Annotated in this window: 22 protein-coding genes and 1 CRISPR repeat array; of the genes, 14 read left to right on the top strand and 8 right to left on the bottom strand. The window is 39.7% G+C overall.

The features are described from left to right. Positions 1 to 2: 2 nt before the first annotated feature. Positions 3 to 437: a hypothetical protein gene (locus tag PL9631_RS03145; protein ID WP_083616860.1), complete on the top strand. Its 435-nt coding sequence runs from the start codon at positions 3 to 5 to the stop codon at positions 435 to 437. Positions 438 to 591: 154 nt separating this feature from the next. Then, a CRISPR array of direct repeats spans positions 592 to 2,176; the repeat unit is 36 nt; unit sequence GTTTCAACACCTTTTCTTCCTAACAGAAGTCGCTAC. A 184-nt stretch (positions 2,177 to 2,360) separates the two neighbouring features. On the opposite strand, the gene PL9631_RS03140 is transcribed toward PL9631_RS03145, so the two are convergent. The 7 genes from PL9631_RS03140 to PL9631_RS03110 all read right to left on the bottom strand — a co-directional run bounded on the left by PL9631_RS03140 (position 2,361) and on the right by PL9631_RS03110 (position 9,200). Further along, entirely contained in the window at positions 2,361 to 3,860 is a 1,500-nt protein-coding gene (locus tag PL9631_RS03140) for an RAMP superfamily CRISPR-associated protein (protein WP_083616858.1), read from the bottom strand. Positions 3,861 to 4,059: 199 nt separating this feature from the next. Then, positions 4,060 to 4,743, bottom strand: coding sequence for a DUF6753 family protein (locus PL9631_RS03135; RefSeq protein ID WP_083616856.1), 684 nt, complete (start codon positions 4,741 to 4,743; stop codon positions 4,060 to 4,062). Then, the gene (locus PL9631_RS03130) at positions 4,740 to 5,585 is read right to left on the bottom strand and encodes a P-loop NTPase family protein (RefSeq protein ID WP_156090432.1); all 846 of its coding nucleotides are present in this window, start codon (positions 5,583 to 5,585) and stop codon (positions 4,740 to 4,742) included. The genes PL9631_RS03135 and PL9631_RS03130 overlap by 4 nt, the downstream gene beginning before the upstream one ends. A gap of 80 nt (positions 5,586 to 5,665) precedes the next feature. Then, positions 5,666 to 6,079 carry a hypothetical protein gene (locus PL9631_RS03125; protein WP_083616854.1) on the bottom strand — a complete coding sequence of 138 codons (414 nt, stop codon included), beginning with the start codon at positions 6,077 to 6,079 and terminating at the stop codon, positions 5,666 to 5,668. Then, the gene (locus PL9631_RS03120; RefSeq protein WP_083616852.1) at positions 6,072 to 7,253 is read right to left on the bottom strand and encodes a ParM/StbA family protein; all 1,182 of its coding nucleotides are present in this window, start codon (positions 7,251 to 7,253) and stop codon (positions 6,072 to 6,074) included. Before PL9631_RS03120 ends, PL9631_RS03125 begins: the two co-directional genes overlap by 8 nt. Before the next feature lie 272 nt (positions 7,254 to 7,525). After that, positions 7,526 to 8,485 carry a nucleotidyl transferase AbiEii/AbiGii toxin family protein gene (locus PL9631_RS03115; protein ID WP_083616850.1) on the bottom strand — a complete coding sequence of 320 codons (960 nt, stop codon included), beginning with the start codon at positions 8,483 to 8,485 and terminating at the stop codon, positions 7,526 to 7,528. After that, on the bottom strand, positions 8,472 to 9,200 hold the full coding sequence (locus PL9631_RS03110) for a DUF6088 family protein (protein WP_083616848.1): 729 nt from the start codon (positions 9,198 to 9,200) through the stop codon (positions 8,472 to 8,474). The genes PL9631_RS03115 and PL9631_RS03110 overlap by 14 nt, the downstream gene beginning before the upstream one ends. 386 nt (positions 9,201 to 9,586) lie before the next feature. Here PL9631_RS03110 and PL9631_RS03105 point away from each other — a divergent pair, with 386 nt between their 5' ends. The 5 genes from PL9631_RS03105 (at position 9,587) to PL9631_RS03085 (ending at position 19,947) form a co-directional block, all read left to right on the top strand. Continuing rightward, positions 9,587 to 11,275, top strand: coding sequence for a relaxase/mobilization nuclease domain-containing protein (locus PL9631_RS03105; RefSeq protein WP_083616846.1), 1,689 nt, complete (start codon positions 9,587 to 9,589; stop codon positions 11,273 to 11,275). A gap of 692 nt (positions 11,276 to 11,967) precedes the next feature. Next, a complete protein-coding gene (locus tag PL9631_RS03100) occupies positions 11,968 to 15,651 on the top strand; it encodes a hypothetical protein (protein ID WP_083616845.1) in 3,684 nt (1,227 codons plus the stop codon). A gap of 144 nt (positions 15,652 to 15,795) precedes the next feature. Further along, positions 15,796 to 17,088 (top strand): hypothetical protein, encoded by a 1,293-nt coding sequence (locus PL9631_RS03095; protein ID WP_083616843.1) that lies wholly within the window; start codon positions 15,796 to 15,798, stop codon positions 17,086 to 17,088. Between the two features lie 81 nt (positions 17,089 to 17,169). Further along, positions 17,170 to 19,254 (top strand): ATP-dependent DNA helicase RecG, encoded by a 2,085-nt coding sequence (recG, locus tag PL9631_RS03090; protein ID WP_083616841.1) that lies wholly within the window; start codon positions 17,170 to 17,172, stop codon positions 19,252 to 19,254. A gap of 81 nt (positions 19,255 to 19,335) precedes the next feature. After that, on the top strand, positions 19,336 to 19,947 hold the full coding sequence (locus tag PL9631_RS03085) for a Uma2 family endonuclease (RefSeq protein ID WP_083616839.1): 612 nt from the start codon (positions 19,336 to 19,338) through the stop codon (positions 19,945 to 19,947). An 8-nt stretch (positions 19,948 to 19,955) separates the two neighbouring features. On the opposite strand, the gene PL9631_RS03080 is transcribed toward PL9631_RS03085, so the two are convergent. Further along, the gene (locus PL9631_RS03080; RefSeq protein ID WP_083616837.1) at positions 19,956 to 20,981 is read right to left on the bottom strand and encodes a PDDEXK family nuclease; all 1,026 of its coding nucleotides are present in this window, start codon (positions 20,979 to 20,981) and stop codon (positions 19,956 to 19,958) included. A 197-nt stretch (positions 20,982 to 21,178) separates the two neighbouring features. On the opposite strand from PL9631_RS03080, the gene PL9631_RS03075 reads away from it, so the two are divergent. The 8 genes from PL9631_RS03075 to PL9631_RS03040 all read left to right on the top strand — a co-directional run bounded on the left by PL9631_RS03075 (position 21,179) and on the right by PL9631_RS03040 (position 25,385). Further along, on the top strand, positions 21,179 to 21,664 hold the full coding sequence (locus PL9631_RS03075; RefSeq protein WP_083616835.1) for a hypothetical protein: 486 nt from the start codon (positions 21,179 to 21,181) through the stop codon (positions 21,662 to 21,664). Next, on the top strand, positions 21,648 to 21,854 hold the full coding sequence (locus PL9631_RS03070; RefSeq protein ID WP_083616833.1) for a ferritin family protein: 207 nt from the start codon (positions 21,648 to 21,650) through the stop codon (positions 21,852 to 21,854). Before PL9631_RS03075 ends, PL9631_RS03070 begins: the two co-directional genes overlap by 17 nt. Positions 21,855 to 21,857: 3 nt before the next feature. Then, on the top strand, positions 21,858 to 22,547 hold the full coding sequence (locus PL9631_RS03065) for a siphovirus Gp157 family protein (protein WP_083616831.1): 690 nt from the start codon (positions 21,858 to 21,860) through the stop codon (positions 22,545 to 22,547). Between the two features lie 162 nt (positions 22,548 to 22,709). Next, positions 22,710 to 23,408 carry a hypothetical protein gene (locus PL9631_RS03060; protein ID WP_083616829.1) on the top strand — a complete coding sequence of 233 codons (699 nt, stop codon included), beginning with the start codon at positions 22,710 to 22,712 and terminating at the stop codon, positions 23,406 to 23,408. A gap of 34 nt (positions 23,409 to 23,442) precedes the next feature. Next, entirely contained in the window at positions 23,443 to 23,634 is a 192-nt protein-coding gene (locus PL9631_RS03055; RefSeq protein ID WP_083616827.1) for a hypothetical protein, read from the top strand. A gap of 8 nt (positions 23,635 to 23,642) precedes the next feature. Then, the gene (locus PL9631_RS03050) at positions 23,643 to 23,891 is read left to right on the top strand and encodes a hypothetical protein (protein WP_083616965.1); all 249 of its coding nucleotides are present in this window, start codon (positions 23,643 to 23,645) and stop codon (positions 23,889 to 23,891) included. A 1-nt stretch (position 23,892) separates the two neighbouring features. After that, positions 23,893 to 24,705: a hypothetical protein gene (locus PL9631_RS03045; RefSeq protein WP_083616825.1), complete on the top strand. Its 813-nt coding sequence runs from the start codon at positions 23,893 to 23,895 to the stop codon at positions 24,703 to 24,705. Next, entirely contained in the window at positions 24,678 to 25,385 is a 708-nt protein-coding gene (locus PL9631_RS03040; protein ID WP_083616823.1) for a hypothetical protein, read from the top strand. The genes PL9631_RS03045 and PL9631_RS03040 overlap by 28 nt, the downstream gene beginning before the upstream one ends. Positions 25,386 to 25,452 lie beyond the last annotated feature (67 nt).

The following is a 25,452-nucleotide window of genomic DNA, read 5'->3' as shown; positions in this document are numbered from 1 at the left end:
TCATGACGGTGACATCCTATGAGTTAGATCGAGAGGTGTTTAAACTGCTGAATGCAAAAGCAGATTCTTTTGATGACTGGCAAAATAAAGCTAGTGGAATTAGTGACTATGTGGCAAGTTGGGGCGTTGAAAGGTTTTGGGCGATGTCTCGTTCTCCGATTTTATTAGGTGGCAAAGTGTCCAAGAACCCAGAAGTTGAGAAGAATGAACCCAGTTATTTTGCCTGGGGTGTGGCGCGAGTGGTGTTGTGTAATATTGTCGGATCTCATCTGAATATTAAGGCGGATATGACAACGGAACAATTTCAAGAACGGTTCAGAAGTTTGAATTTTAATCAGCAGGTTTTATTAACGGATTTGTTAATAGAAATTTCTGATACGATTCAATTCTGGACAATGCGAATTAAGGACGTGAAAGACTCTAAATTGCCTGTTTAATTTGGGTTTAATTAAAATTAATTAAGAGGCAAAAATGATAAAAATTTGCCTCTTTTTTTTGGCTTCCATTAGCAAAAATTTTATTCAATTTCTTCCTAATGGAAGTCGCTACTCATAATTGGGATGAGAAAAAACAAGAGCAAATGCTCAAATTGTTTCAACACCTTTTCTTCCTAATGGAAGTCGCTACGTTCTCAAGCGGTATCATTATCTAAATAACGATTTTGAAATGTTTCAACACCTTTTCTTCCTAACAGAAGTCGCTACTCACGAAGGGTTTTATGATCCTGATATCTCAAAATACTTTGAGTTTCAACACCTTTTCTTCCTAACAGAAGTCGCTACATTGATTGATATTGGTAAAAACTGTAGTCGATTAGCTACGGTGTTTCAACACCTTTTCTTCCTAACAGAAGTCGCTACTGTGGTAAACAAACGAGTTGACGAAAACGAAGATTTAGATTATGTTTCAACACCTTTTCTTCCTAACAGAAGTCGCTACTCGCTACCTTTAATCAGAACCGTCCTGATAAAGTAGAATCATTCAGTTTCAACACCTTTTCTTCCTAACAGAAGTCGCTACAGCATCAGGAACGATTTATGGATTTTTTGGATTTTGCCTTTTGTTTCAACACCTTTTCTTCCTAATGGAAGTCGCTACATAGTGAGTTTGCTTGGGCAATCGCCCATATTCTAAAAGTAGAGTTTCAACACCTTTTCTTCCTAATGGAAGTCGCTACTGGTACAACCACTATCCTTGGAACCATCGGATTAAAACAAGGGTTTCAACACCTTTTCTTCCTAATGGAAGTCGCTACACCCTAAAGCTATTACCGTCAAAGGGGTACAGGATGTTATGTTTCAACACCTTTTCTTCCTAATGGAAGTCGCTACAAGATTCGGAATGCTTCACATATTCCCTGCTTGAACCAGTTTCAACACCTTTTCTTCCTAACAGAAGTCGCTACTAAGAAAATAAATGCCTAATTATTTAGCTAATAGAGCATTTGTGTTTCAACACCTTTTCTTCCTAACAGAAGTCGCTACTTAATTCAATTGAATGAAAGCACTTCTCATATGCTCACATTTGGTTTCAACACCTTTTCTTCCTAACAGAAGTCGCTACACTGAGTTATATCAACCAGTGTTTAATAGTCGTGTTGGGTTTCAACACCTTTTCTTCCTAACAGAAGTCGCTACACTGAAACCCAAAACAACACAAACCCGACCCGTTACAATCCCGTTTCAACACCTTTTCTTCCTAACAGAAGTCGCTACCCTGGTGGTTCAATCTGCAACGTGCATAACGGTCGGTTAGGGTTTCAACACCTTTTCTTCCTAACAGAAGTCGCTACATATCTGATGCTTCGATCCTGCAAAAGCGGATTATTCAGTTTCAACACCTTTTCTTCCTAACAGAAGTCGCTACTAGAGCTATGTTCTATGCACTTGCTCCTATACTTCATTGTTTCAACACCTTTTCTTCCTAACAGAAGTCGCTACCAATTGACCATGCCTCTGTGGATGTGATTATCAAACAAGATGGTAAGGAGTTTCAACACCTTTTCTTCCTAACAGAAGTCGCTACGAGGTAAGACATGGGAATGTACAAAAGATGATACAGGGTCATGTTTCAACACCTTTTCTTCCTAACAGAAGTCGCTACAAAGCATTAGCTGAAGGCGCTGGCTTTGATCATCGTTGTTTCAACACCTTTTCTTCCTAACAGAAGTCGCTACCCCTCTATTGTACAACCCCGACGCAGCAATCTATCCAGACGCCGTTTGCGAGGCTCAGAAAAATCATCCCCTCAAACCCCAATTTCCCCAACATCCAAACCGCCACAACCCTTACCCAGAGCAGCAGCGAGGCTCTCAACAGCAGAATCGACATTACAGCCATTTTCCCTCAGCCTCGCAAAACTCAACTATAAATTTTTCTAAACTCCAACTCAGGTAAACTTTTCTCCACATTCGGATCAAAAACCGTCACCAAACAAAAACCCGAATGTTCCCGCACCGCATACCCCGAAGGTCGGCGCTCAGAACTCCCACACCAAACCGGACGGTTAGCCGCCTGAGTGCTACACACCCCATGCACCAAGTCTTCCCAGGCGTCCGCTTCCCCCCGCCAAATACTGCAAATGCGTCCCGGTTGCGGGGTTTTAGTCGGTGGGAAACCCCAAACTTTCCCCAGTTGACGCACCTGCTGATCAATACTGTGGCTAAGTTGCTTTAAATAGGAAGCCGGATCACTCGTAAACCCAGAGTCAGACGCCAACTGCGTCACCGTAAATTCACTCCCCCGAAACCCACCAAAACGGTCTAAACGATGGGGAGGACGTCGCCAACCGGGGCCAAGTCCCCCTAAACGACTCGCTAAATTTAATAAATCCCCCACTAATTGATGATATTCGGAGTTACAATCAACATTAATAATCCAAGTTTCATGGGCAGTTTTAGCCGGAATATTCGCATAACCATCTCCCCCTGAATTTTTTTGAACTCGATACAGATAACTCGTTAACCGCAATTTAGCTAAAGTTCCCAACCCTCCAAACAATTTTTCGGTTAAAAGTTCAGCCTGTTTCCGTGGTAAAAAATCTAAAGCAAAGCGGATAAAATAACCCCTTAAAGTCGCTCGTAAAACTTGCGGGCTCCAGCGATATTGTCCGGTTTGTTCTCTATTGTGCGGTCGCACACAAGGTTTCATTCCGGTTAAATGCAATTCCCATTTTCCCGTCGGAACACTAGCCGCCAACCGTCCAAAACCCGAAGCCGTCCCCCGTCCTATTCCTCGTTGTTCTAACATTTCCTTGAGGCGAGTTTCTAACCAAGTTTTTTCCGCAGGTTTAGGGGGATTTTTTAATAAAACTTGTAAGCGAAAGCGATCGGGTTGAGGATGGGGAGGTTTAGGAGAAACTTGCCATTGTAAACTCAAGTCCTTACTAGGCTGATCAAAAATTTGCCATTGCTGTTGAGCATACAGAGGAAAGGCTTTTAAATCCTTTAATAAAATACTTTCAAACCGGATTTTCCGAGGTTGCCAACCTTTTAAATCGGCTTCTAAAAGTGTTAACCAAAATTGTTGTTCTTCCGTTGGAATTTCTGACCAAATGGTTCTAATATATTTTAACATAGAACCCCGTACACTAGAACCCGGAATATAGGGAACGCCGCCAATTTGTGCGGGTAAAATTCCTCCTTCTGGAAAACTCCCCCCACCGACTTGAATGGGACTCAGAATCTGTAACTTATCTAATTTTACCGTAAAATTTTTACCCGCCTCTGGGTAAATTGTTCCATTCCAGGCGTCTCGGACTTCCGGTATATCAACTTGATTTGTTTCCGGTATCCATCCTTTTTCTTTTCCCTCTTTAAGCTCGTACCATTTAGGTAATTCCGTCGGTAATGATGGGGACATATTTTTACCTCATATAATTCTAATTTTCATGTCTTAGAGATTCAGTGTCAAGACTATTTATCCCTAATAGAAGTCGGTACATTTGTGTTGACACAAATAGGTTGTCCAAAGATTACACTATTTCAACACTTTTTCTTCCTAATAGAAGTCGATACCTTAAATAATCTTATCGCAGAATATGGATTTGATCCGTTAATTGTCAATCCTTAAACCTACGTTTTTCTATTGGCTCCACCCAAATCGTACAAAACCCCGAAGTAGCTGGTCTACCCGCAACTTCCAAAGTCACCCCCAAGCGCTCAACATCTTTTTTACACTCTAAATCAGTCAAACTATCCGAATTCCACCTCATCAAATTCCGAGCAAACTTCCCCTCACCGCTAGTCGCCCACCGCAAAGCCTCCGCCTGTTCCTGAGTCAGATGAACCGCTTCCCCCGGCGCAAACCCCCCTTGTGACCAAAGCACACCCATCCATCCCATCAAAGCACCGACACCCAACGTCGTCAATAAGATACCCGCCGCCACTATCAACGAACGGGCAGAAGTCGCTACTTTTGTTAATTCCGTCTGACGTACCAGAGAATTCACCGCCTCAGCAATTTGCCCTTCTTGCTTCTCAACGGCTACTCGTTCATAAGTTGCCAGTGTCTTATTAATCCGCCCTACCCAACGGTCAAATGCTAACTCAAAATCCTCTGGTTTCGGGCTTTCTTGAATCAATACTTCCAATCGCCCCGTTGCTAATAAAATCAAAAATATCGGGTCAGTTGGCTCAATTTTCCCCTTAAAAGCCAATTCCAAAACCTTACGCCGATATTCCTCGGATTGACCTTCCAGAGCAATATCCAGTAACGATTTAGTATCAACAGCACCATAACTCACGGTAACATCCCCGTCGTTTCAAACGCCTCGTAAGCTGATAACATAAACGACTTAATTCGTTGCCGTCCCAATACCCCAAATTCTTGACTATTCCGAGCTAATTCAAACGTAATTCCCCTCGCATCAATGGCATTTCTTTCTCGTGAATAAAACTTAGGGAAATCAATGACTTTAACATCATATTTTTTAATCACATTTTGGACTTCTTCCATTTCTTCTACAGAACTCCAATCGTCCTCTAACCCAAAATTACGAACTAAAACATGAGCTATCTTTTTGTCAAAATGTTGTACTGATTTCAAAAATAACTGCACACTATCGTAACCTCCTGTACAAACAAACCACTTACAAAATGTAATTTGGGATTGTTTGCCTAACTCAATTAAGTTATTTTTTTCAATCCAACTCGTCACCACCGGATAAACCTGAGCCGGTAAATTGACAATAATGCTATTGTCAAAAGCCCACTCAAAAATTTTGTCCGCTTCATAAAATTTCTTCTCATCTTCACTAAATAAAGCTTCCCGACAAACACTTTCGTAAATTCGAGAGACATCGGGGTTAGATCTGTCCGCATCTACGGCTAAAAAAGGATATTTCTTATCCATAAAATACTGGATTAAAACCCTTGCAAATAAACTCTTACCTACACCGCCTTTTTCTCCATCAATCAAATGAATTTTAGTAGGGTATTTCTCAACAGTCTCCAATCCATTTTCGCCTAAATGACTTGGGGATTTTATTGTTACTGTCATTGATACTTCTCCTGATGTTTCAGCTTGTTCAGTTGTAGGGTCTATCTGTTCTAATTGAGCTTTGGTTCTTCTACTCCGACCTGCCATTTTGCTACTCCATTACTTGATTTTATAGAAATAAAAATGGGTTTTACTTCTAATCAACTCCTTACTTTTTTAGCTTCTAATCATGAAAAACCTGAATCATTAAACTCATCGCCTCCTACTAATTCTAATAAATTATCAGTTGTCAATTCATTAGAGTGAATCAAACCAGAATCCCAAGTCGCTTTTATTCCATCTTCTCGGTAAAGATGTGGCAAATTGGAAGAATAATCAATACCCGCTTGGTCACACAAAAACAAAGCGTGCTTCTCCAAGGCATACACGGCTTTTCTAAACATTCGTTCCAACACAACTGAATTAATTTCCCCTGTTCGTTGATAAGCTAATGGTAGCCAGTAAGCTCGCAATGACTGGAGAATCATTTCTCTGATGGGCAAAATTTCATTCTGTTTAAGGTAAGTGAGTAACACGCCATCAGTTGTATTTTTTAAAGGTTGATATCGCCAAACGAAATCTATCTTTTCTTGTTTAGCCATGAGCCTTAACCTCCTGCTTTTGGGAACCTTCTGACAAAGACTCAAGGGATTTATAGGACTTAGAATTGAACTGTTTCTTCAAAACCGTTTTAAAGTAGACAAACATTCCATAAACATCACTGAGGCGATCGCCCAGTCCTTTTTTATCCAAAACAACTGGAATAGAAATATCCGCATTCCAAATAATCGGGAGACGATCGTAGTATTCGTTTAACTCTTTTTTGAAATAAGCGGCCGTTCCTCCACAAAACACCAACTCATCACAATCCGGGGGTAAATTTTCATCTAACCAACTGGTTAAACTTCGGACATATTCGGGACGAGCTTCCTTGATAGCTAGGAGCATTTGCTGCACTTCCTCCGCCCGCCCTTCCCGAGACGTGCTGCGGGCTAATCGCATTAAAGGTGCCGCCTTAAATTCACTCCCTGCGGTAACAATTGCTGGGGTTAATCGCTCCGCAGTTTGTCCCGATGTTTTAACCAAGACTTTCTCGACCATCCGAATAAAGCCCAAATCACTCATTTTTCCAGGGGCCACATCTCCCCGTTGAGCAACTAGCAGACTCGCGTTGCGGTAGCCCAGCATAGCGATCGCACAAACCCGTTCTTTAATTCCAGAACCCGCTTTCTTGTTGTGCATTAAATAAATGCCACCTCCTTCGGGTTTGCAATTAAACACCAATAACTCCACACTCATGCGACCCGTCGGAGTTTGATAATCTGCTAATGCTTCGCGCAGTACCCGCTCAAACCGACTTCGATCTTCATATTCTCCAGGGGGTAACAACGCGGCGATCGCCACTGTAAAATTCCCAGGTAGTTTTTGTTTTTCCTTAATCACCCACAAAGCCGCCAAAGTTTTATGTAAAGCCCGCTCATACTTGAGTTCCGATAGCCCCGCATTCGCATGAAACCTTTGTTTAGCCAAATAGCCAACGGCTCTGTAATCATTCCTGAAAGCAACCCAAGCGGTGTTTTGAGGATCGGCTGACCCTAACTGGTCTCTGGTATAACCCAAAATTGACTCTCGTGGAACAGATACTACTTCCGGTTCCATGCACAGAAGCCGAACTTGTCGGTCTTTTCCCGCAAAGATAATCTTGGTGAGCGACCCTCCATAATCAAATGCCACTGTAATATCAGGCTCTGTGAGATTTGTAGAGGTTTTAGTCATATCAAAAGTTTTCCCCACAAGTAGATTGACAGGACATTACAGCATCCTTACTACTTGTTATCCCTTTTGCGCCCTCTCCCTCCCTCAACCAATTGTCCGAATCTCTAAAGCCGCAAAATAGAACTTATGGCGTAGAATTTTCCCAAACGTTGGACTGCTGCGGGATCAAGCGTCTATACAAACCGCAAAAGCACCAAGAAGTAGAAACCGGAATTGTTTGTAGCAATCGCAAGAATACCTTAATTGTAGGAATGGAAAATTTTCCATTGAGATTAAAGCTGGCTACGAAGTCCTTCAAAGCAAGCTTCTATCTCATCCCAAGTTGGATAATTTCCATAGCAAAGCCTACTGCATTGCTGTTCATATTCTCTCTTGAGAGTTTGGCGCAGGCTTCCCGTTGGGAATAGAGCCAAGCTGTTTGAAAATTTCATCGCTTCGGGTGGCTTGTAATCTGGAAAGTATTCTCGACTAATACAATCACAGTCTTCTTTAAGCTGGCTGTATTCCTCGTTTTCAAGTAGTTTCTGCACTTCAGGCTGCTTGGCTAAACAAAACAGGTCATAGTAATGTCTAGCATATGCCCCAATTAATTGCCCCTGTTCCTGACTCTTGATGACCTTTGAGTGGATCGTAAATAACTTCTCGACAAAGGTGCGCCGAAAATCCAGCAATAGCATGGGAAAAGGTGATTCATCTTCTGTATCTAGACTTTGCCCGATGTGGTTTAGAAACTCAGCTATATATGAGGAGAGCAGGACAGTTTGAGTGGGGTAAGTGCCACTGCGGGTTCCCATTTCTAGGAAAATGCGATTGGCGATTGCCTCAATGCCCGAGAATTGTTGAGTATAGATAAAATAACTATTGCGATAAACCCCCCGCTTTCTTCTTCCCAACGTTGGTTCGACTGTCAAACCTAGATGATCTTCCACAGCAGCTTCTATCGCCTCCAGTTCTCGATCAACCCTATTGGCACCTAGAGGAGGAACAAAAGCTTGTCGGTTCAAAAACAAGTCGATATCTTCTGAAAACCGCTCAATTAATTTCCATCCCTTCAAAAGGCTGGTTCCGCCTTTGAAAATCACTTGACTTGGCCATCGAGTTGCTACAATTCTTAGAGCTTCAGTAACATAATAATCTTTCTCAATAAATTGCTCGGTTAGCCCTAGGTGAGCAAAATGTCCTCTAGCTGCTATCACAGCATCATGAAAATCAGGGTGTTCAAATAGTTTCACGGTTTGCTTGCCACTCCTTGGCATAGCGCAGGTTGCTTAACTTCCCAAAATTAAATCGAGAAACTGGATTTAAGCTATTTCGCAGTTTTTCGAGTTCTTGTGGACTTTTCCTTAGTTCTTGACCAATTGCTCCGAGCATGGCTCGAACTCGCGGAGGCTCTGCATCTGCTACGGATACTAATCGTTCAAAGCGATCGCCATCTCGAAAATAATCCAGTAACCGTCGCTTCGTTTCTGCTGGGGACAACTCGCTCAAATTCCCCCTATATCTTAAGAAATCAAGCAGCGCAGCATCAGTGGCTTCCAAGTTATTCCACGTTTGAGGTCGGCGAGTATAAAGTCGGACACGAGAGCCAATCAGGGTGCGAGGGACACTATTGGCAGAAGTCGCAAACTCACCTTGGATTGAATTTTGAGTTGTAAATCCCAGTAAATTAGCAGCACTTAATCCCGCCGGATGCAAATTCTGTTTAGTTAGTAGCTTTTGGATTTCATGTTGAGAAGGACGACTACGACCGAATCGAGTCGGGCGAGAACGGTAATAAAGCCCTTTGCTGACTCGTTCCAAAACTCCATCTGCTACCAGTCTACAGAGAGCTTTGCTAACTGCTGCTGATGGCAGATTAGAGAAATCCGAGTGTCGCCAATAGCTTTCTCCTCCTTCTTCAATTTGTCTACGAATTAACGCTGCGGTATTAACTCGGCTCCTTTTCATTCTCTAAACCTGGATACGCACTAATTCCATTATTCAACCTTTTCAATAGTTGTCAAGTTTTTTTACAAGAAAACTTGACACAAATGAGAATTTTCCTGCAAATATGGGATTTCCAGACTTCACAGATTTGTTGAGCCAGCTATTAAGTTGCAACCGAAAAAAATAAATCAACCGATTGGCTGATTTACGAGTTAGCAAAGGATGACCGTAAGATAGAGCGTTTTCCTTCTTAAAAACCAATAAGCTAAACATGACTAACTTTAGCCACCTGAAACCAAAAATCATAAATCAACAATTAAAAAGCCAGTGGCAATAGGAATAAATAAGCTCTTAAGTAGTTTCCTTGAGCTACTAAAATTTATCCATTACATATATTATTTTAACAAATGATTGGCAAACAAATCATCGGTAAAAACTTCACCAAACTGCTCAATTACCTCTTTTCTAAAGAAGGTGCTTCTTTGATTGGAAGCAATATGATGGGAAAAACACCACAAGAATTAGCTGTGGAGTTTCGCTCTTTTCTCCATTTGAACAATCGAGTGCAAAAACCGGTTTATCATGCAGCTTTAAGTGTTCCCAAGAGTGAAGCTTTATCCGATGCTCAATGGCTTGATATTGGTTTAGATTATCTCAAAGGAATGGGATTTGATCAAAATCAATTTGCAATTATTCGCCATACAGATTGTGATCATGATCATATTCATATTGCGGCGAGTCGGATTAAATTAAATATTAAAGGCAATTGTGTCTCTGATAGTTGGAACTATCGACGCAGTGAGAAATTAATTGAACAATTAGAAGAAAAATATGGGTTAACACCCACTGTCCGCAGTTGGGAAAAAGAACGTCGTTCTCCCACCACAGGCGAATGTAGACAATTAGCTAGAACTGGAGAAACTAGCACTAGAGAGCAACTACAAACCGTTCTTGATCAAGCTACAATTGACCAACCTGAAATGATGGTTTTAGTTGATCGGCTGACCCAGCAAGGAATTAGTGTTAGAATTAAACCGACACCCCGCCAAGAATTAGGGATTAGTTATAAGTTGGGTGATGTTGCTTTTAGTGGCACTCATTTAGGGAAATCTTACACCTTCAAAGGACTTCAAAAATATCGAGGAGTTAGATATTATTCTAACTTAAACTCAGAAGAAATTGAAGAAATCTTTAGTGGTTTAGATAATAGCCAAAATTCTCAATTTGTTGAGTTAAATAATACATCTTTTAATGATTTATTTAACCCACAAACTAACCCAGATAATTTAGCCTTATCAAATTGGACTGATGAGAATCTAGTCAATCAACCTGTAGAGGATCTCGATAATAGCAACTTTAACTTAATACAATCAGACTCTATTGATGATCCTTCAATTCAACTTACTGAAACAATTCAACCTACTGAAACTTTAGAAAATCATCAGCAGAATTTAACATCACCTTGGCAACTTTTACGAGAAAGATTGATAGAAAATAGCAGTTTACCGTCTGAATTGATAGATTTGTTACACGACAAGGGATGGATTAATGCAGATGAACACAACCGTGCTGTATTTACCCTCCGCACATTGGCTGGAGAGGACAGGGGAACTTGTACTTTAGAGTCTAATGGAAAATTTTCCATTAATCCTGATCTGAAAATGCCGTTGGCTAAGACTGAGGATGACGAAACAGGCATTTTCTGGATAGCCACTCAACATAATATTGAACGAGCTATTATTACCAGTGATCCGATAGAAACCTTGTCTGCGATCGCTTTAGATCCTGATTTTAATATTAGACCGACCTTGTACTTAAGCATTGATGATCCATCTTCATTACCAATAGATTTTTTAAGGGATATTCCCACTATAATCGTTGGTTTAAAAGGGGATGAATTCGGCGAGCAAGTCTCTCAACAAATTATTGAGATTCTCCCGCAAGCTCAACGAATTAATCCAGGTATGGGAGGCTGGAATCAGCTTTTAATCAATTCAGAATCAGAAATAAACAATTCATTACCTGAAACTGATCAAACTCGAAATTTAGTACAGCAAGAATTAGAACAATGGACTCAGGGTATTAACTTAAACTAATAAGCAATAAACTATTTTTATTGTTTAAATAATTTTTGTCTACCCGAGACTCAGCTTAAATAAGACTATCTCTGATAATCAATCGTTAAAAATATTCTTTTAGACAGAGTACATTAACAACATCTTTTTATCTAAAAAATATTGTCTGAAAACATAAAAAATAGCAATAGTTCTCATTGATGGCAGAAATTGTGTCCGCTTTCAAAGATTTATAGTATATTGGAAAAAAGAATTAACTATTCGTCAAAACTTATGGCCAGTTCTACTAGGGTTTCATCTGAACTCAATGTCATTCTTGACCTATTCAAGATGCCAACCGGAAAGTCTAACTCACAACGGTTCGGTGGCTGTATGGTCAATCGGCTGGGTCGATTCTGCAATCAAAACAAAACCGTGTAACTGCTCGAACAGCTACACGGTCATTTTTAACTATTTCAGAAAAAAGCCCAACCTAAAACCTAATCTCTAACAAGCTGTATTAGTTTCGACGCTTCTCCAGCAAGTTAACCGAAGGCAAAGGTGTGGGACGTTCATCACCCTTGAAGGGTGCATTAAAAAACCTTAACTATGATTCTATACCCTAACCCCCCTAAACCGCAACAAAACTCTACAAAAAAAAATTATCCCTATCTAATTCATCAACGGGATAAAGCATTCGCCTCCCTCAACACGACAACCGGAGGTGAAGGCTAATGGCTAAAGCTTACTACGTCAATCGCCTCAATCCCTGTCCCGTCTGTGGAAAAGATCACGGATGTCAGATTTTGTCCGATGTCGCTGTCCTCTGTTTGCGAACCGATAAAAATAATGTCCCATCTGGCTGGGTTTGGAAAAAGGAACTCACAGGAGGTATGGGTTCCCTGGTCGTCGCTGTCACGTCCCAAACCGAACAAGAGCGCCAACAACAACGAGAACAATGGCAACGACAACGAGAAGAACGAAAAAAACAGCAGAGGAAGCGCCAAGCAACCGCTTTAACCGATGAACAACGAGACAAAGAAGCTCGAAAACTCCTCAAACAACTGGGATTAAGTACCCGTCACCGTCAATCTTTACTCAATCGAGGATTAACAGATGCAGATATTGAAGCAATTGGCTTTAAATCTGTCACTGGCTATCAACATTTAATGATTCCTGTTAATCCTAATTTTCCAGGTATCAGTATCGATGGACTAACCTTACAAATTAAAAATGATGGATTTCTCATTCCTTTATTCAGTTTTAAGGGATTAATTATTGGGTTTCAACTCGCATCTGATAATCGAGAAGATGGCAAATATAAACACCTTGTCCGGCCTCATTTAAAAAATGGAGAACTGCCGTTACAGTTCTATCAAACCAGTTCCAGAAACTTAGACCTTATTGAGGGAACGTTAAAACCCTTAATCGCTTCACGGCGACATCACTTAACCGTAGTCGGTGCGGGGGGAGTGAATTGGCATCATTCTCCTGAACAATTCCAAGCGATTCTTGAAGAAATTCAACCGGAAAGAATCGTCTTAAATTCTGATGCCGGTTCTCTCCTCAATCCCCAAGTTTTGAGGCAATATCGAGAACTTAATCAGTTTATCAAACGATTAGGATATACCCTTGAAATTAGAGATTGGGGTCAAGGAAAGCAACTTAAATCTCAAGGGTTAGATATCGATGAAATTGATATTCAAACCTTTAATCAAGCTACCCTGATTTCCTTTGAAACTTGGGCAGGAATTCCCGAAGCGGGAGATTCTCATTCTTTAACTCTTTCTCAAACAGAATGGTTTGAACAGTTCAAGCTTCCACAACTCCAAGAGGAATTAACCCAAACCTTAAAACAGTTTTATAGCCACCATCTCCGTAAGGGTAAAAAACTTGATCAAACAACAGAATTTGCAGCTAGTTCAATCCCAAAAACGACCTCAATTCCAACTCTCCAATCAACGGCAATTGTTCTTTGGAAACCTCCGCTTCTAACTTCCATGCCTTATATTCCAGGACAACTCCCAATAGTTGAGGAATGGCAACAATTAGGACATCCTCAATTTATCATTCAACAAGGAGAACGATTAACTTTTTATCAAGAAGCGTATGAAAGAGGATATAAATATCTTAAAGATTCAACTCCTGCTGGACATGGTAAATCTCATGATGCTGGATTAATTAACTTAGAAACCTTTGGAATTGATCCAGATCAAACTGAGAATAAAACTCGTATTTTCTACTTATCTCCTGACCATCGAAACCCCACCAATGCTACCATTGAAGGCAACTATATTGACCTCGAATCGCGCCATAATGGTTTAGTTTATGATTTCAGTCGGCGTACTCCGTTGGGCAAGCCTTACATCATTCGAGCTACAAGTTTAGATCAAAAAAATGGAACCATTACTATCCCTTCTAATTGTCCTGAAAATGACACCTTTTTAACGGTTTCTGAACTTGGATTACCTGTTTTTGGAGGGAAAGACTCACCCATTTGTCAATCTTGCCCACTACTGAGTCAGGGCTGTCCTTTTCTACTCAATCGTAGGGAGACTTTAAGCTATGAACCTTTAATTAGAGCCGATATTAATTCGATTCCGACTCCTTCAAAAGATGACATTTTAATTGTTGAAGAATCCGATAAAAATATTAAAAATGCTCATCAAATCACTATTAAAGTTGATGAGATTATCAAAACAGCATCTAAATTGCAACTTCGAGATGATGAACGCATTTTCAAGGCATTACGTCCCCTTTTAATGGCAGTTTATCAAGCGTTAGAAGAAGTTGATCAAGAAAAATATAAATGGGGTATTTATCATCATCAAGTAATGGAATTAATGCCATCTATTGATGAGTTAAACCAAAAAATCTGGGAACTTTATGCTGATGATTGGTTGAAAGCAGATAATGTTTGGGGTACTCCTATCTGGGATTATGAAATGATTAATGGTGAAGTTACTGCGATTAAAATTAGTGGAACCAATTGGATCGCCCCTTCCCTCAAGGATTTGAAAAAAGAATGTTATAAGATTTTTGAGAATTATGAAAAATACCTTAATTCTCTTGACACCCCTCAACAAAAACAAGCTGCAATTAAAGCAAATATTATTCCATCTTGGCTACCTATTTTAATCGATTGCGTAACGGGAAATAAAAGAATTAATTTGAGAATTAATAATGGTAAATTAATGATAACTAAATTGGCTAAACGCCATCGTAATATTATTAAAAATGCAGGGTTTTCGATTGCGTTAGATGCAACTCAATCTAAAGAAGATTACGCCTTCAGTTTAGGGATTAATCCGAATGAAATTTTAGAAGTAAGAGAGGTTCAACGTTGCACACCTAACTTGCATATTCATCTAATTAAAGGCTTAGGAAATTGTGGAAAGCAGCGACGAGACACCCAACAGCAACGGATTAGAATTGGCATTGAAGCGATCGCAAAAATTCACAAAGAACAAGGTCACAATATCGGATTAATTGACCATAAATCCGCCATCGATCATTATCAAGACTTAACAGATGATTTGAAATTGGGGTACTGGCATCGGGATACCAGGGGTTCAAACCAATTCCTCAATACTCAAAGCCTGATTAGTATTGGTAGACCTGTCCCTAATTTAGGGGGAATTGGGGCTGAATATCAGATTTTAGGGGGATGGGTTAACTGTCCTGAAAAATTAATCGGGCAATATGGCCAATGGGTCAACCGCAAAATCACCTCAGAACTCATTCAAGACGTTAGCCGACTTCGCGCCCACCTCCGTCCCAATGAACAACTTCACAGTTACTTAGTTGCAGACTTCGATCAGCATACCATCAGTCAAATCCGGTTAGCCTTCCCCGGCGCAACCGTCACCGTTGAGAAGATTGATGATTATGCCCCTGAAGCGGCTTCTAAAGGCGCTCAAACCGAAAGGGGAATTATTGAAGCACTCTGGCATTCCATTCAAAGCGGCACTGTCGCCACTATCGACGAAATCGCGTCCCTACTCGGAATTACTAAAAGTGGGATCACCAATAACCTTAAAGACCGATTGGGTATAGGGTTCAGGCTCCTGAAAAAAAGTTTACTTTTGTTATTAGAAAGTATTAATAGCAAAAGTCAACTTTCTGATTTGCCCGATGATGCCCGATGGATTGCTGAAACTTATCTCCCCCTCGTTGTCCAATCTCTCGAAAGTGGAGAAATTACACCATCGGATTTGGTTGTTGAAGTCGTCACTTGGGCGCAAAGTTATGGCCGAAGGACATTCAGGCGTATTTTAGCGATGGCTTCTGTCCCAACCCTTTGTAAGTTATTGGGTGCTGTGATGTGTCTGTTGCCCAATTCCATCAAAACTGAAATTCAAAACTATCTTTACAGTCACTCCTTTATAGAAACCCGCCTGAGCGAAGCCATACCGTAAGGCTATTGGCGCATCTGTATTCAGTTACTAAAGACTATTAACTGTTGGTAAACAATAAGTTTTGACCTAGGCAGCAAACGCTGCATAAGATTAAGAATTTGCCGATTCAAGTGATTGATTTTTCAACTAATACAAGGTTTTAATATGAGTGAATCAGAACGGAAAAGCTGTATTAAGTTTTTACACACTATCGGGTTTAATCTGGGTTCTAAAATTTGGATTCGAGCTTCATGGAATTATCCAGATATTCCCGCACCCTATCGTTGGAAAACTTATCTACGAGGAAACAAAAAATTTTATTGCCAATATATTTTCTGTGGTGAGATCACTAATTTTGGATTTGCTTTAACTCGATGCTGTTATGGGGGACGAGATCAAAAAGGAAATACAATCTGGCAACCCACAACTAAAATTTATGAAGATGGATTCAAACTAGCACAAAATTTGTCTAAAATTGGAGCTACGGTTTGTTTTTATCCGAATCAACCAACGGTTGGGATTAGCAATGCTCATGTCATTAACTGTCACTCCATCTTTTATGAAATTGATAATTTATCAATTTTTTATCAACAAGAAGCCATTGAAAATCTTAAGCAAAGAACGGGTTTAACTCCATCAGCAGTTGTCTACACAGGCGGAAAATCACTCCATGTTTATTTTAGAGCGAGTGAACCATTAACTCCGAAACAATGGTTACTGTTAAACCGCAAATTAACGATTATTCAAGGTTCAGATCCGGCAATCTGTAACTTAGCACGGGCAATGAGATTACCTGGATTATATCGTTGTAAAATGGTTAATGGAACGTTAAGTTCTCCGGTTCCTATTACACTTGAGCAATGTCTGGGTAATCAATACAGCCCCAAATTAATCAATAAATTGCTAAATTCTACCGGTTTATTCCCTTACGGTTTAGAAGAACCACGATGGCAAAAATGGGTTCAATTCTTCCACAAACAGCAAGCAGGAGATCCGGTAAATCCAGAGGAGGTGCTTAAGAATAAAATTGAGAATAAATCAGTTATTGATTCTAGGGTTAATAGATGCAAATACACCCGAATAAAAGATTCTTATAAAAGCATAAGTAAAACTCCAAAACTTCTAAAATTAGGCACTCAATTATCAATTCCTCTCTTGATCTGTTTAACTCAAGATAATCGAACTCTGATCACCCAAGGCGGTTATCTAGGAAATCGTAATAGTGGGGGTTATAAATTAGCTAGAAACTTGCTGGGAACTGCTAGTTTATTAGATGAACAAGGAATAAATTATTTCCCGACTCCTTACAAATTGTTTAAGCAGTATAGCAATCGTTGTAATCCTTCGGTTGATGATGACGAACGAGAGAGAATTTGGAAAAGTGCCTGTTCTAAACCCGCTTATCCTAGCCGTGATTATTATTCGATTCTAGGCAGTATTAGACAATGGTTAGCCTGATGAAAAAGAGCAAGATTGGTTTTAGTTCCTTCGCTGCTAACGCAGCTACAGAAGTGCTTTTAACACCAATTCTTAAAGTCCATGAATCTGCATTTACCTGTTCATCATTTATCAGGATTAAGCAAAATTAATAGCCGCCTGATCAAAAAACTGGGTATTAACACCATTTTTGACTTATTGTTTCACTTTCCCCGTGATTATATCAAGTACAAACGAGTCAAAATATCAGAGTTAACAATTGGTGATTCTGTTACCGTTGTTGGTAAAATTAAGAAACACGAAATCATCAGTCCGCCCAAAAATCCTCGCTTAACCATTCAGACCCTTATCGTTAGGGATAAAACGGGTAATATTGCCTGTAAACGTTTTTTTAACCATCCCTATTATCAATCTCAGCAGTGGAGAAACGAGCAAAACTCAATCTATATTCATCAAAGTATTATTGCTGTATCAGGAGTTGTTAAACCGGATTGTTATTACGGCAAAGTTTTAACTTCTCCTGAAATCCGATTAATTGACCTTGATGAAGCCAGAGATACGAAAAACTCAATTATCCCGATTTATCCATTAACAAAAGGGGTCAGTCATGAAATTATTCAAGATGCGGTATCCTCAGCTTTAGAAGCTGTCCAACAACTCATTGACCCTCTACCTCAATATCTCCGACAGAAACCGGGTTTAATGGAATTGCAAGAAGCGATCGCTTTCATTCACCAACCTCCCAATGAACCTCAACTCGAAGCGGCCCGTCGTCGCCTAACATTTGATGAGTTTTTCTATCTCCAACTTTCCTTCCTTCTGCGCCGCCATCGATGGTTCGTAAATTCGGCTGTAACTGAGATTACTCCTACTGGCCCACTACTCAAACAGTTTTACTCCCTACTTCCCTTTCCCCTCACCAAAGCTCAACGTCGGGTTATCAATGAGATTCTCAACGATATGACTTCCAAAACCCCGATGAACCGATTGGTACAAGGGGATGTGGGTTCAGGAAAAACCGTTGTTGCGGTTGCTGCGATTCTAGTTGCGATTCAGTCCGGCTATCAAACCGCATTGATGGCTCCTACAGAAGTGCTTGCTGAACAACACTATAGGAAAATTGTCACGTGGTTTGAACCCTTGGGTGTTTCTGTGCAATTGCTGACAGGTTCTGCTAAAGTCGCCAAGCGTAGAGAAATCCATGCTCAACTGGAGACAGGCGAACTTTCTTTATTAGTGGGAACTCACGCCTTGCTGCAAGAGAAAGTGAACTTCAACAAACTCGGTTTGGTTGTTATTGATGAACAACATCGATTTGGAGTGCAGCAGCGACAAGATTTACTGAACAAGGGAAATAAACCTCACGTCCTGACCCTGAGTGCCACTCCGATTCCCCGTACTTTAGCACTGACGTTGCACGGCGATTTGGATGTTAGCCAGATTGACGAATTACCTCCTGGGCGACAGAAAATCCAAACCAAAGTGATTAACCAAGGTACTCCAGCTTATAATTTCATCCGTCATCAGGTACTTCAAGGTCGCCAAGCCTACGTCATTCTGCCTCTAGTGGAAGAATCAGACAAACTAGATTTAAGAGCGGCTGTTGCAGAATATCAGCGATTATCAACCCAAATTTTCCCTGAATTTAGGGTGGGATTGCTGCACGGTCGCATGGCATCAGCCGAGAAAGATGAAGCTCTCAGGGCCTTTAGTGACAACACAACCCAAATTTTGGTTTCTACTACGGTTGTGGAAGTTGGGGTAGATGTTCCCAATGCTACCGTTATCTTAATCGACCATGCCGAGCGCTTTGGTTTAGCTCAACTGCATCAGTTAAGAGGTCGTGTGGGTCGAGGTTCCCATGGTTCCTATTGCTTCTTGCTGAATACCAGCCAAACCGCACAAGCCAAAGCGCGGCTTCAAGTCTTAGAAAAATCCACTGATGGGTTCTTCATCTCAGAGATGGATTTGCGACTGCGGGGGCCAGGTGTTGTGATGGGCTATCGCCAGTCGGGAATTTCGGAATTTGCACTAGCTAATATACTGGATGATGAGGATTTGCTAAATTTAGCTCGTGAAATGGCAGTAGCGATCGTCAAAAGTAACCCAAATTTAGACCAACATCTTTTGATGGTTGCAGAACTCAAACGACGGGGACTGGCAATTTGGGATTGTACCCTTAATTAATCAGTTAACAGCTATCAGTTTCAATTATTCGCGTATTGAACTGATAACTGATAACTGATAATTTTATAGAGGAGTTTTATAATGACTTATACCCTAGAAACACTTTTAACGTTTGAAACCTTCCTGGCTCAATATGGTGATAATCCCCGCTATGAACTTGCTGACGGAGAATTAGTTGAAATGGAACCAACCGGCCCCCACGAAACCGTCAGTGGTAAACTTGCTACTCAAATCGGTATTGCTATTACAACAGAAAAACTTCCTTGGTTTATTCCCCGAACTTGTTTAATTCGTCCTTTTACTGATGTCGCAACCGCCCGTCGTCCTGATATTGTTGTTTTAGATGAAACAGCACTTTCTAGTGAACCATTATGGGAAAGAGAACCTGTTATTACGCTAGGGCGCTCTATTAAATTAGTTGTGGAAGTTGTGAGTACAAACTGGGAAACAGATTATGCCCGAAAAGTTGAAGAATATGCTCTTTTTGGAATTTCTGAATATTGGATTGTAGATTATCGGGGTTTAGGTGGCGTCGCTTTTATTGGTAAACCCAAACAACCAACTGTTACGGTTTGTCAACTGATTGATGAAGATTACACCCAGCAACAATTTCGTCTAGGTGAACCGATTATTTCTCCTCTGTTCAAAAGTTTGCAACTTCGCCTAGATGATGTTCTTCCTCGTTTTAACTAGAGGAAATTCTATCTACATAGAAAATTATTCTTTAAATAAGACTGACGAAACTTTGTCTTCGCCATATAAACAGCTTCCTTAACTTTCCATTGTTTTTGGGGAACTAATTCTTTAACATTTTGTAGTTTAATTAAACCTCTATAATCACCTGTAATTTGAAAAATAACTTGAGCGATCGCTTTACAACACCCCTCTGGACATTTAACAACCTGATACTCGGAAAACCGAATTACAACCCAATTTCGTTCTAAAAAAAATCGATTGCGTTGCTGATCTTTATTTTGATCCACGCAATGATGAGGCTTTCCTGTTTTTCCATCATAAGGTTCGTCAATTTCAATATCTATTGCTAAACCTGTTGCTTGATGAATTAGAATAAAATCAGCCGTGTAACAGAAAGAGGTATTAGGTATAGGAAACTCAACACCCATACAGAAGTCATAAACACCAGAGAAATAACGACATAAGTAAATAAAAAATTGTTTTTCACTGACTCCTTGCTGTACTCCTGTATTCCCTTGATTAGATGGATGCTGAACAATCTTACTCAATAAAAATAAAAGCTCCTTAGAACGCTCTTCTAACAAATTATTATATTGCTGTATTTCCTGAGTTTGGCACTGCAAATGGTGTAATGAATTACTTTCGGATTTAGATCGCTGTTGTTGAGTTTTAGTAAGTTTAGGCTGATAGTGCTTGCACCATTTAAAATTAATAAACCACACATAAAAACAAGCTGTTACTGCACTCACTGACGCACATATCAGCGATAACCAAAAAGCTAGAATACTCATGCCAAATAGTTGATTAACTAACACGACTATTACAACACTCACGACCCAAATTACAATGATCCAATATAAATAAAAATTAGAATAAATATGCTGTTTTTTGGGAGTTAATTGCGGTTCAAAAGATAATCCTACCACTGAATTAGGGCTGCTATTCAATACTGGTATTGGGTTATTAATGCAGAAATAACGAATTGAATCAGGAATCACAATAACGGGATAAAAACCTCTGGGTGAATTCATAATATTAAGAATTGCTAAATTTAATAAAAGTTATAGGCTTTATAGTTTAATCAATTCCTACCCTATAACCTATTAGCGCATAACTTGATCATCCTTGAGAATTAAATAGAACTCGACTTCCTGTTGATTTTAATAAATGATTAATGGGCTAACGCCCAAGCCCAGAGGTGAAAATAACATTTTCTGAGTTATTAATTATGTTTACCAATCCAACCCATAGTACCGAAAGAACAACCCCTGATCCTTTGAAATCTACACGAGAAAAACTAGCCCGAAAAATTAAAACCGCATTGAAAACAACAAGCCCAGAAGAAACACTTCAAATCTGGATGTTAATCAAACAGCAAGAACTTAAGAGAACAACTCCTGGGTTATCTCAACAGCAAATAGAAAGCGTTCTGCAATCTTTAATTTTAGAGTTAGGCTATGATGTCATTGCTATGCCAACTCTACCATTGGCTGCCTCCCTAACATCAGAAGATACAAGAAACTCCAATCCCTTAGAATTAGATGAAGAACAGGAGGATAATCAAACGGATTTCGATAACTCTGATCTTGAGGATGATGAAGATAGTTACTCAGAAGTTTATAGAGAAAAAACTTCCTCTCGGAAACAACGAGTTCCTGCTTTGAAAAAAGTTGAGTCCTTAAGGGCTTCTAACCGAAATGGAAAACACTCCTAACAACCCCAAAATCGATGATGTTCCAAATTATCCTGGTGTTGTAATCACTAATTTCTGTGATGATTCATTCGCTTTGGAACCTTTTTTAGAAAGTTGTGAAGCTGATAATGAACTCACACCAGGAACCTTAGCGATTTTTGTCCAAATTGAAACGTTTGATGAGTATTTTCATTGTTGTGGAAAGTGGTAATTTATGTACTTAGCTAAAAATTTGTTAGCCCGATATTCAATCCAATCGGTTGAACTCTGGACTCAATTGGAAATGGCTGAAACTCCTGAACAAGAGGAGGCGATTGTTAAAGCAATTTGGGACAATCAAACAGACCAAGAAACGACTGTTGATAGTCACGCTGAATTAGCTGATCAATTAGATGCTGAAATTTGTGCAATTAAAGCTCGTTTAAAACATTTAGTTACACTGCATAATCAGGCAATTGAACGACTAGAACGGTGGCGTAGTAACCTTGATAAAACCTTACTTTATATTCACCAAATCGGGGTTATTTCTACTAATGTTGTTGGGCGATCGCGTCACATCCAACTAAAAGAAAATCCCCCAAGTTGCGAAGTTTTAATCGATCCTTCTGACTTACCCAGCGAGTATCGCACAGAAAAGCTTGTTGTTGCGCCCAACAAACGTAAAATCATTGAAGACTGGAAACAAGGTATTCCTGTTGATGGCACTCGTATTGAACGGAAACTTAGAGTAGAATACGCCCTAGTTCCGTCTAATCTAACTGGTACAATTGAAGTTATTTCTAATCGTAGCAGTTCCTCAACTACTCAGAATTTTGATTCAATGTCAATACCCAAAACCAAGCGAAAAGGAAAGACATTTTCTAAAAAAAATACTGAGAAGTCTAATCAGGGAATAAAAGCATAATAGTTTGATTTAAACTATCCCAAGGTTACAAATTATTGTGCTTTATTGATAGCAGATAGCTTTTGTAATAATAGAGCTATCTGTTATTTTTTATTTTCCATTTTTTCTGTAAAGAAGGGCTAACGCCCATCAACATGATGATAATTAATTCATATACCAAAAATGAAATGGTTAACCCCACAACGTGCCGTTGCTTCTGCTGATTTATCACTAACGAATGAGGAGATAATTGAATATACTCTTCAATCAGAAGAGCAAGAAACAATAGAAGAAAGATTTCAAAAAGTTGGCTTGCTATTTGATCGCGATCGCTGGCAAGCTAACAAACCTTATTTAGCTCTACTTTCTCCAGCCAATATCCAAAAAAAAGTAGCCAAACAACCCTCTAATTCTGCTACTGATTCAAATTTAATTAATGATGAAACTTTGGCAGAGGAAGATGAAGAAAACACTGTAACTGAACCAGAAGAACTTAATAATGCACAATCTCAGCAACAGGAAGAACCTTACAATTTTGAACAATGTACCATCGAACTACATCTAACATTTAAACCTGATAATGGTCATCCAGACGGGCGGATTGTGATTATTTCAGCTAGTAGTCACGGCGACTTCCCCATAGGTGAAAAAATTAGAGCCTCAGCCTTGGGAGCATTACCTCCTCCTGTTCAAACATTATTCAAGGAACTTGTTGCTGATTTTCCAAATCGCCAAGCACGACGACAAATGGCTAATATTCGCAACCACAAGAAACCAACTTCTAATCCCAATCAACCACCTACAAATGAAGCCAGTCAAACGGTTAAATCAGAAACTTCTACCCAACCCAAAACTACTGGAAATCAACTGAGTTTATTTTAAAATTGAACCCCTTACCTAACTTTAGGAGAACCCCATGAATTCAAAAAAGAAAGTGCTAGTTTTCTTTGAAGGACAACAGCATCCTGTTGATGAAGACATAGCCAATGATGATCAGGAACTTCGTAAATTGTTAACAACTTACTACCCTGATTGCGCTAACGCAGACATTATTAGAAAACCGGGAGAACTGATTACAATTGCTAAACGGAATGGTTCTAAAGGATGAAAATAACCATGAAAATCAGCCCCCTAGAATTTCTGATTAATGCTCCAGAGGAAGTAAATCCAGCCCTTTCTATGTGTCGAAAGCTCCAACGATTAGAGCTTGCTGGAGAACTCGATAGTACCACCATGAAACAAATGGTAAAAACAATTGAACTAGCAATTTCCCAAGCAACAGACGATATAAAAGCAGTTGAACAAACGAAAGAACGGCTGTTTAATAGTCCCTCTGTTGCTACGGCTATTCCAATAGGGTTTTAATATGCCTATAATTTGGAATGCTAAATTGGCTCTGCAATTGTTACACCAATGCCAACCCATCATCGATATTGAATCAGCAATTGACTATTTATGGTCTAAACTGAACACCTATCAGCTTCTAAATCTTTACCAAGAATTGTTTCCTATTGAATGGGAAAAAAGCCAATCTGAAATTTACTCTGAAAATAACGGTCATAGTCCCAAAGAGTTGGAGTTTATTTCACTGGTGAACGAACATTTATTTCCAATTGATGACCTAATTATCGAGACTGCTTATGAAGAACGTCTGTATCAAATTCCGGTCTCTCCTAAAGGAATAGATTGGCAAGATGAAGAAGAAGGAATTGAAGCCTTGCGAACAGGGTGGCAACTCCTTTTTCCCCTCTCAAAGTCAGGTCGATGGTGGTTGGAAACTGTTGAAGGTACTCAAGGAGAAGCTTGGTATAAATGCACGTTTGGATATAGCTTAAAAGACATTACTCATCCTGGAAGAATTAACCTTAACCTTCTCAAGAAATTAGCTTTTCGGGCAACATCTCCTATTAATGCTTTCCCCACTGCATTAGCACTCCTTGACTTAGAAACCGATAATATTTGGTTAGATAAGATTGTTTGTTCTGAAAGTTATTGGAGTCGTAATATTGAATTAAGACCTTGGAAGCTTGAAGAAGTTAAATTTCTCACTCATCAATGGAATCAAGCGACTCAACTCCTCAATCAAGCTTACGAATTAATTGAATGGATTGAAGCTGACCCAAACACTAATTTTTCACACCTTTTAGCATTATGGAATCTGACATTGGATCTGAAATAATTCAGGAAATTCTGGCAGTTTCCCCTCGGAAATTGTCTGCGATTCAAGCTGAACTTCTTTTTCTGGAGGGTGAGACTTACATTTTCCATTATCAATCCGAAAATGGTTCTAAGTACAAATGTTTGTCTCCAGCAACGCTGAGAACTGCTTTTGCAAATACACCGATTGATTCGGGTTGGATGAACCCAGAATTAGGAATAGTACGTTGGGGAACAGGTAGTAGTGGAGAATGGACAATTAAATTCATTCCCCCACAAAAACATGAAATTAATGTATTGGAATCAAAGTTCTTAATTCCTTTACCTGCATTGGTGTTTTTAGGAATGAAATCGGATTACTGGATTTGGGCAATTAAAGGCTCAAATTTTAACCCAGATGCAGAAGCTTTTCATGTTCCGTTACCCAACGTTTATTCACAGTCTTATCAATCCTGCGGGCGCATCTGTTGGGGAGATCATAAACCGCCTATCGCTTCGCCGAATACCATTACAAGTGCTTGGGAATTATTCATCTCAAGTTCCTTCAATGAGCATTTGAGCAATGGTAAATCTAAGGCGAAACCTAATGATGTTTGTCAGCAACTTGAAAAAGCCGTTAACCGTTCATCTTACCCCGTCAAAGATTTAATCAGTACCCACCAAACCATTACAAAATTAGTCTCAACAATAATTAATGATTGAATTACCGAGTTTTATTACGGATGTTACAGTGAAAAAAAAGAGGGATCAATTTGTAATTTTTACTCGA

Origin of the sequence: Planktothrix paucivesiculata PCC 9631, assembly GCF_900009265.2 — a bacterium.
Lineage (GTDB): Bacteria > Cyanobacteriota > Cyanobacteriia > Cyanobacteriales > Microcoleaceae > Planktothrix > Planktothrix paucivesiculata.
Note: the sequence above shows the minus strand (reverse complement) of the source record. Positions and strands in the feature narration are given on the sequence as shown.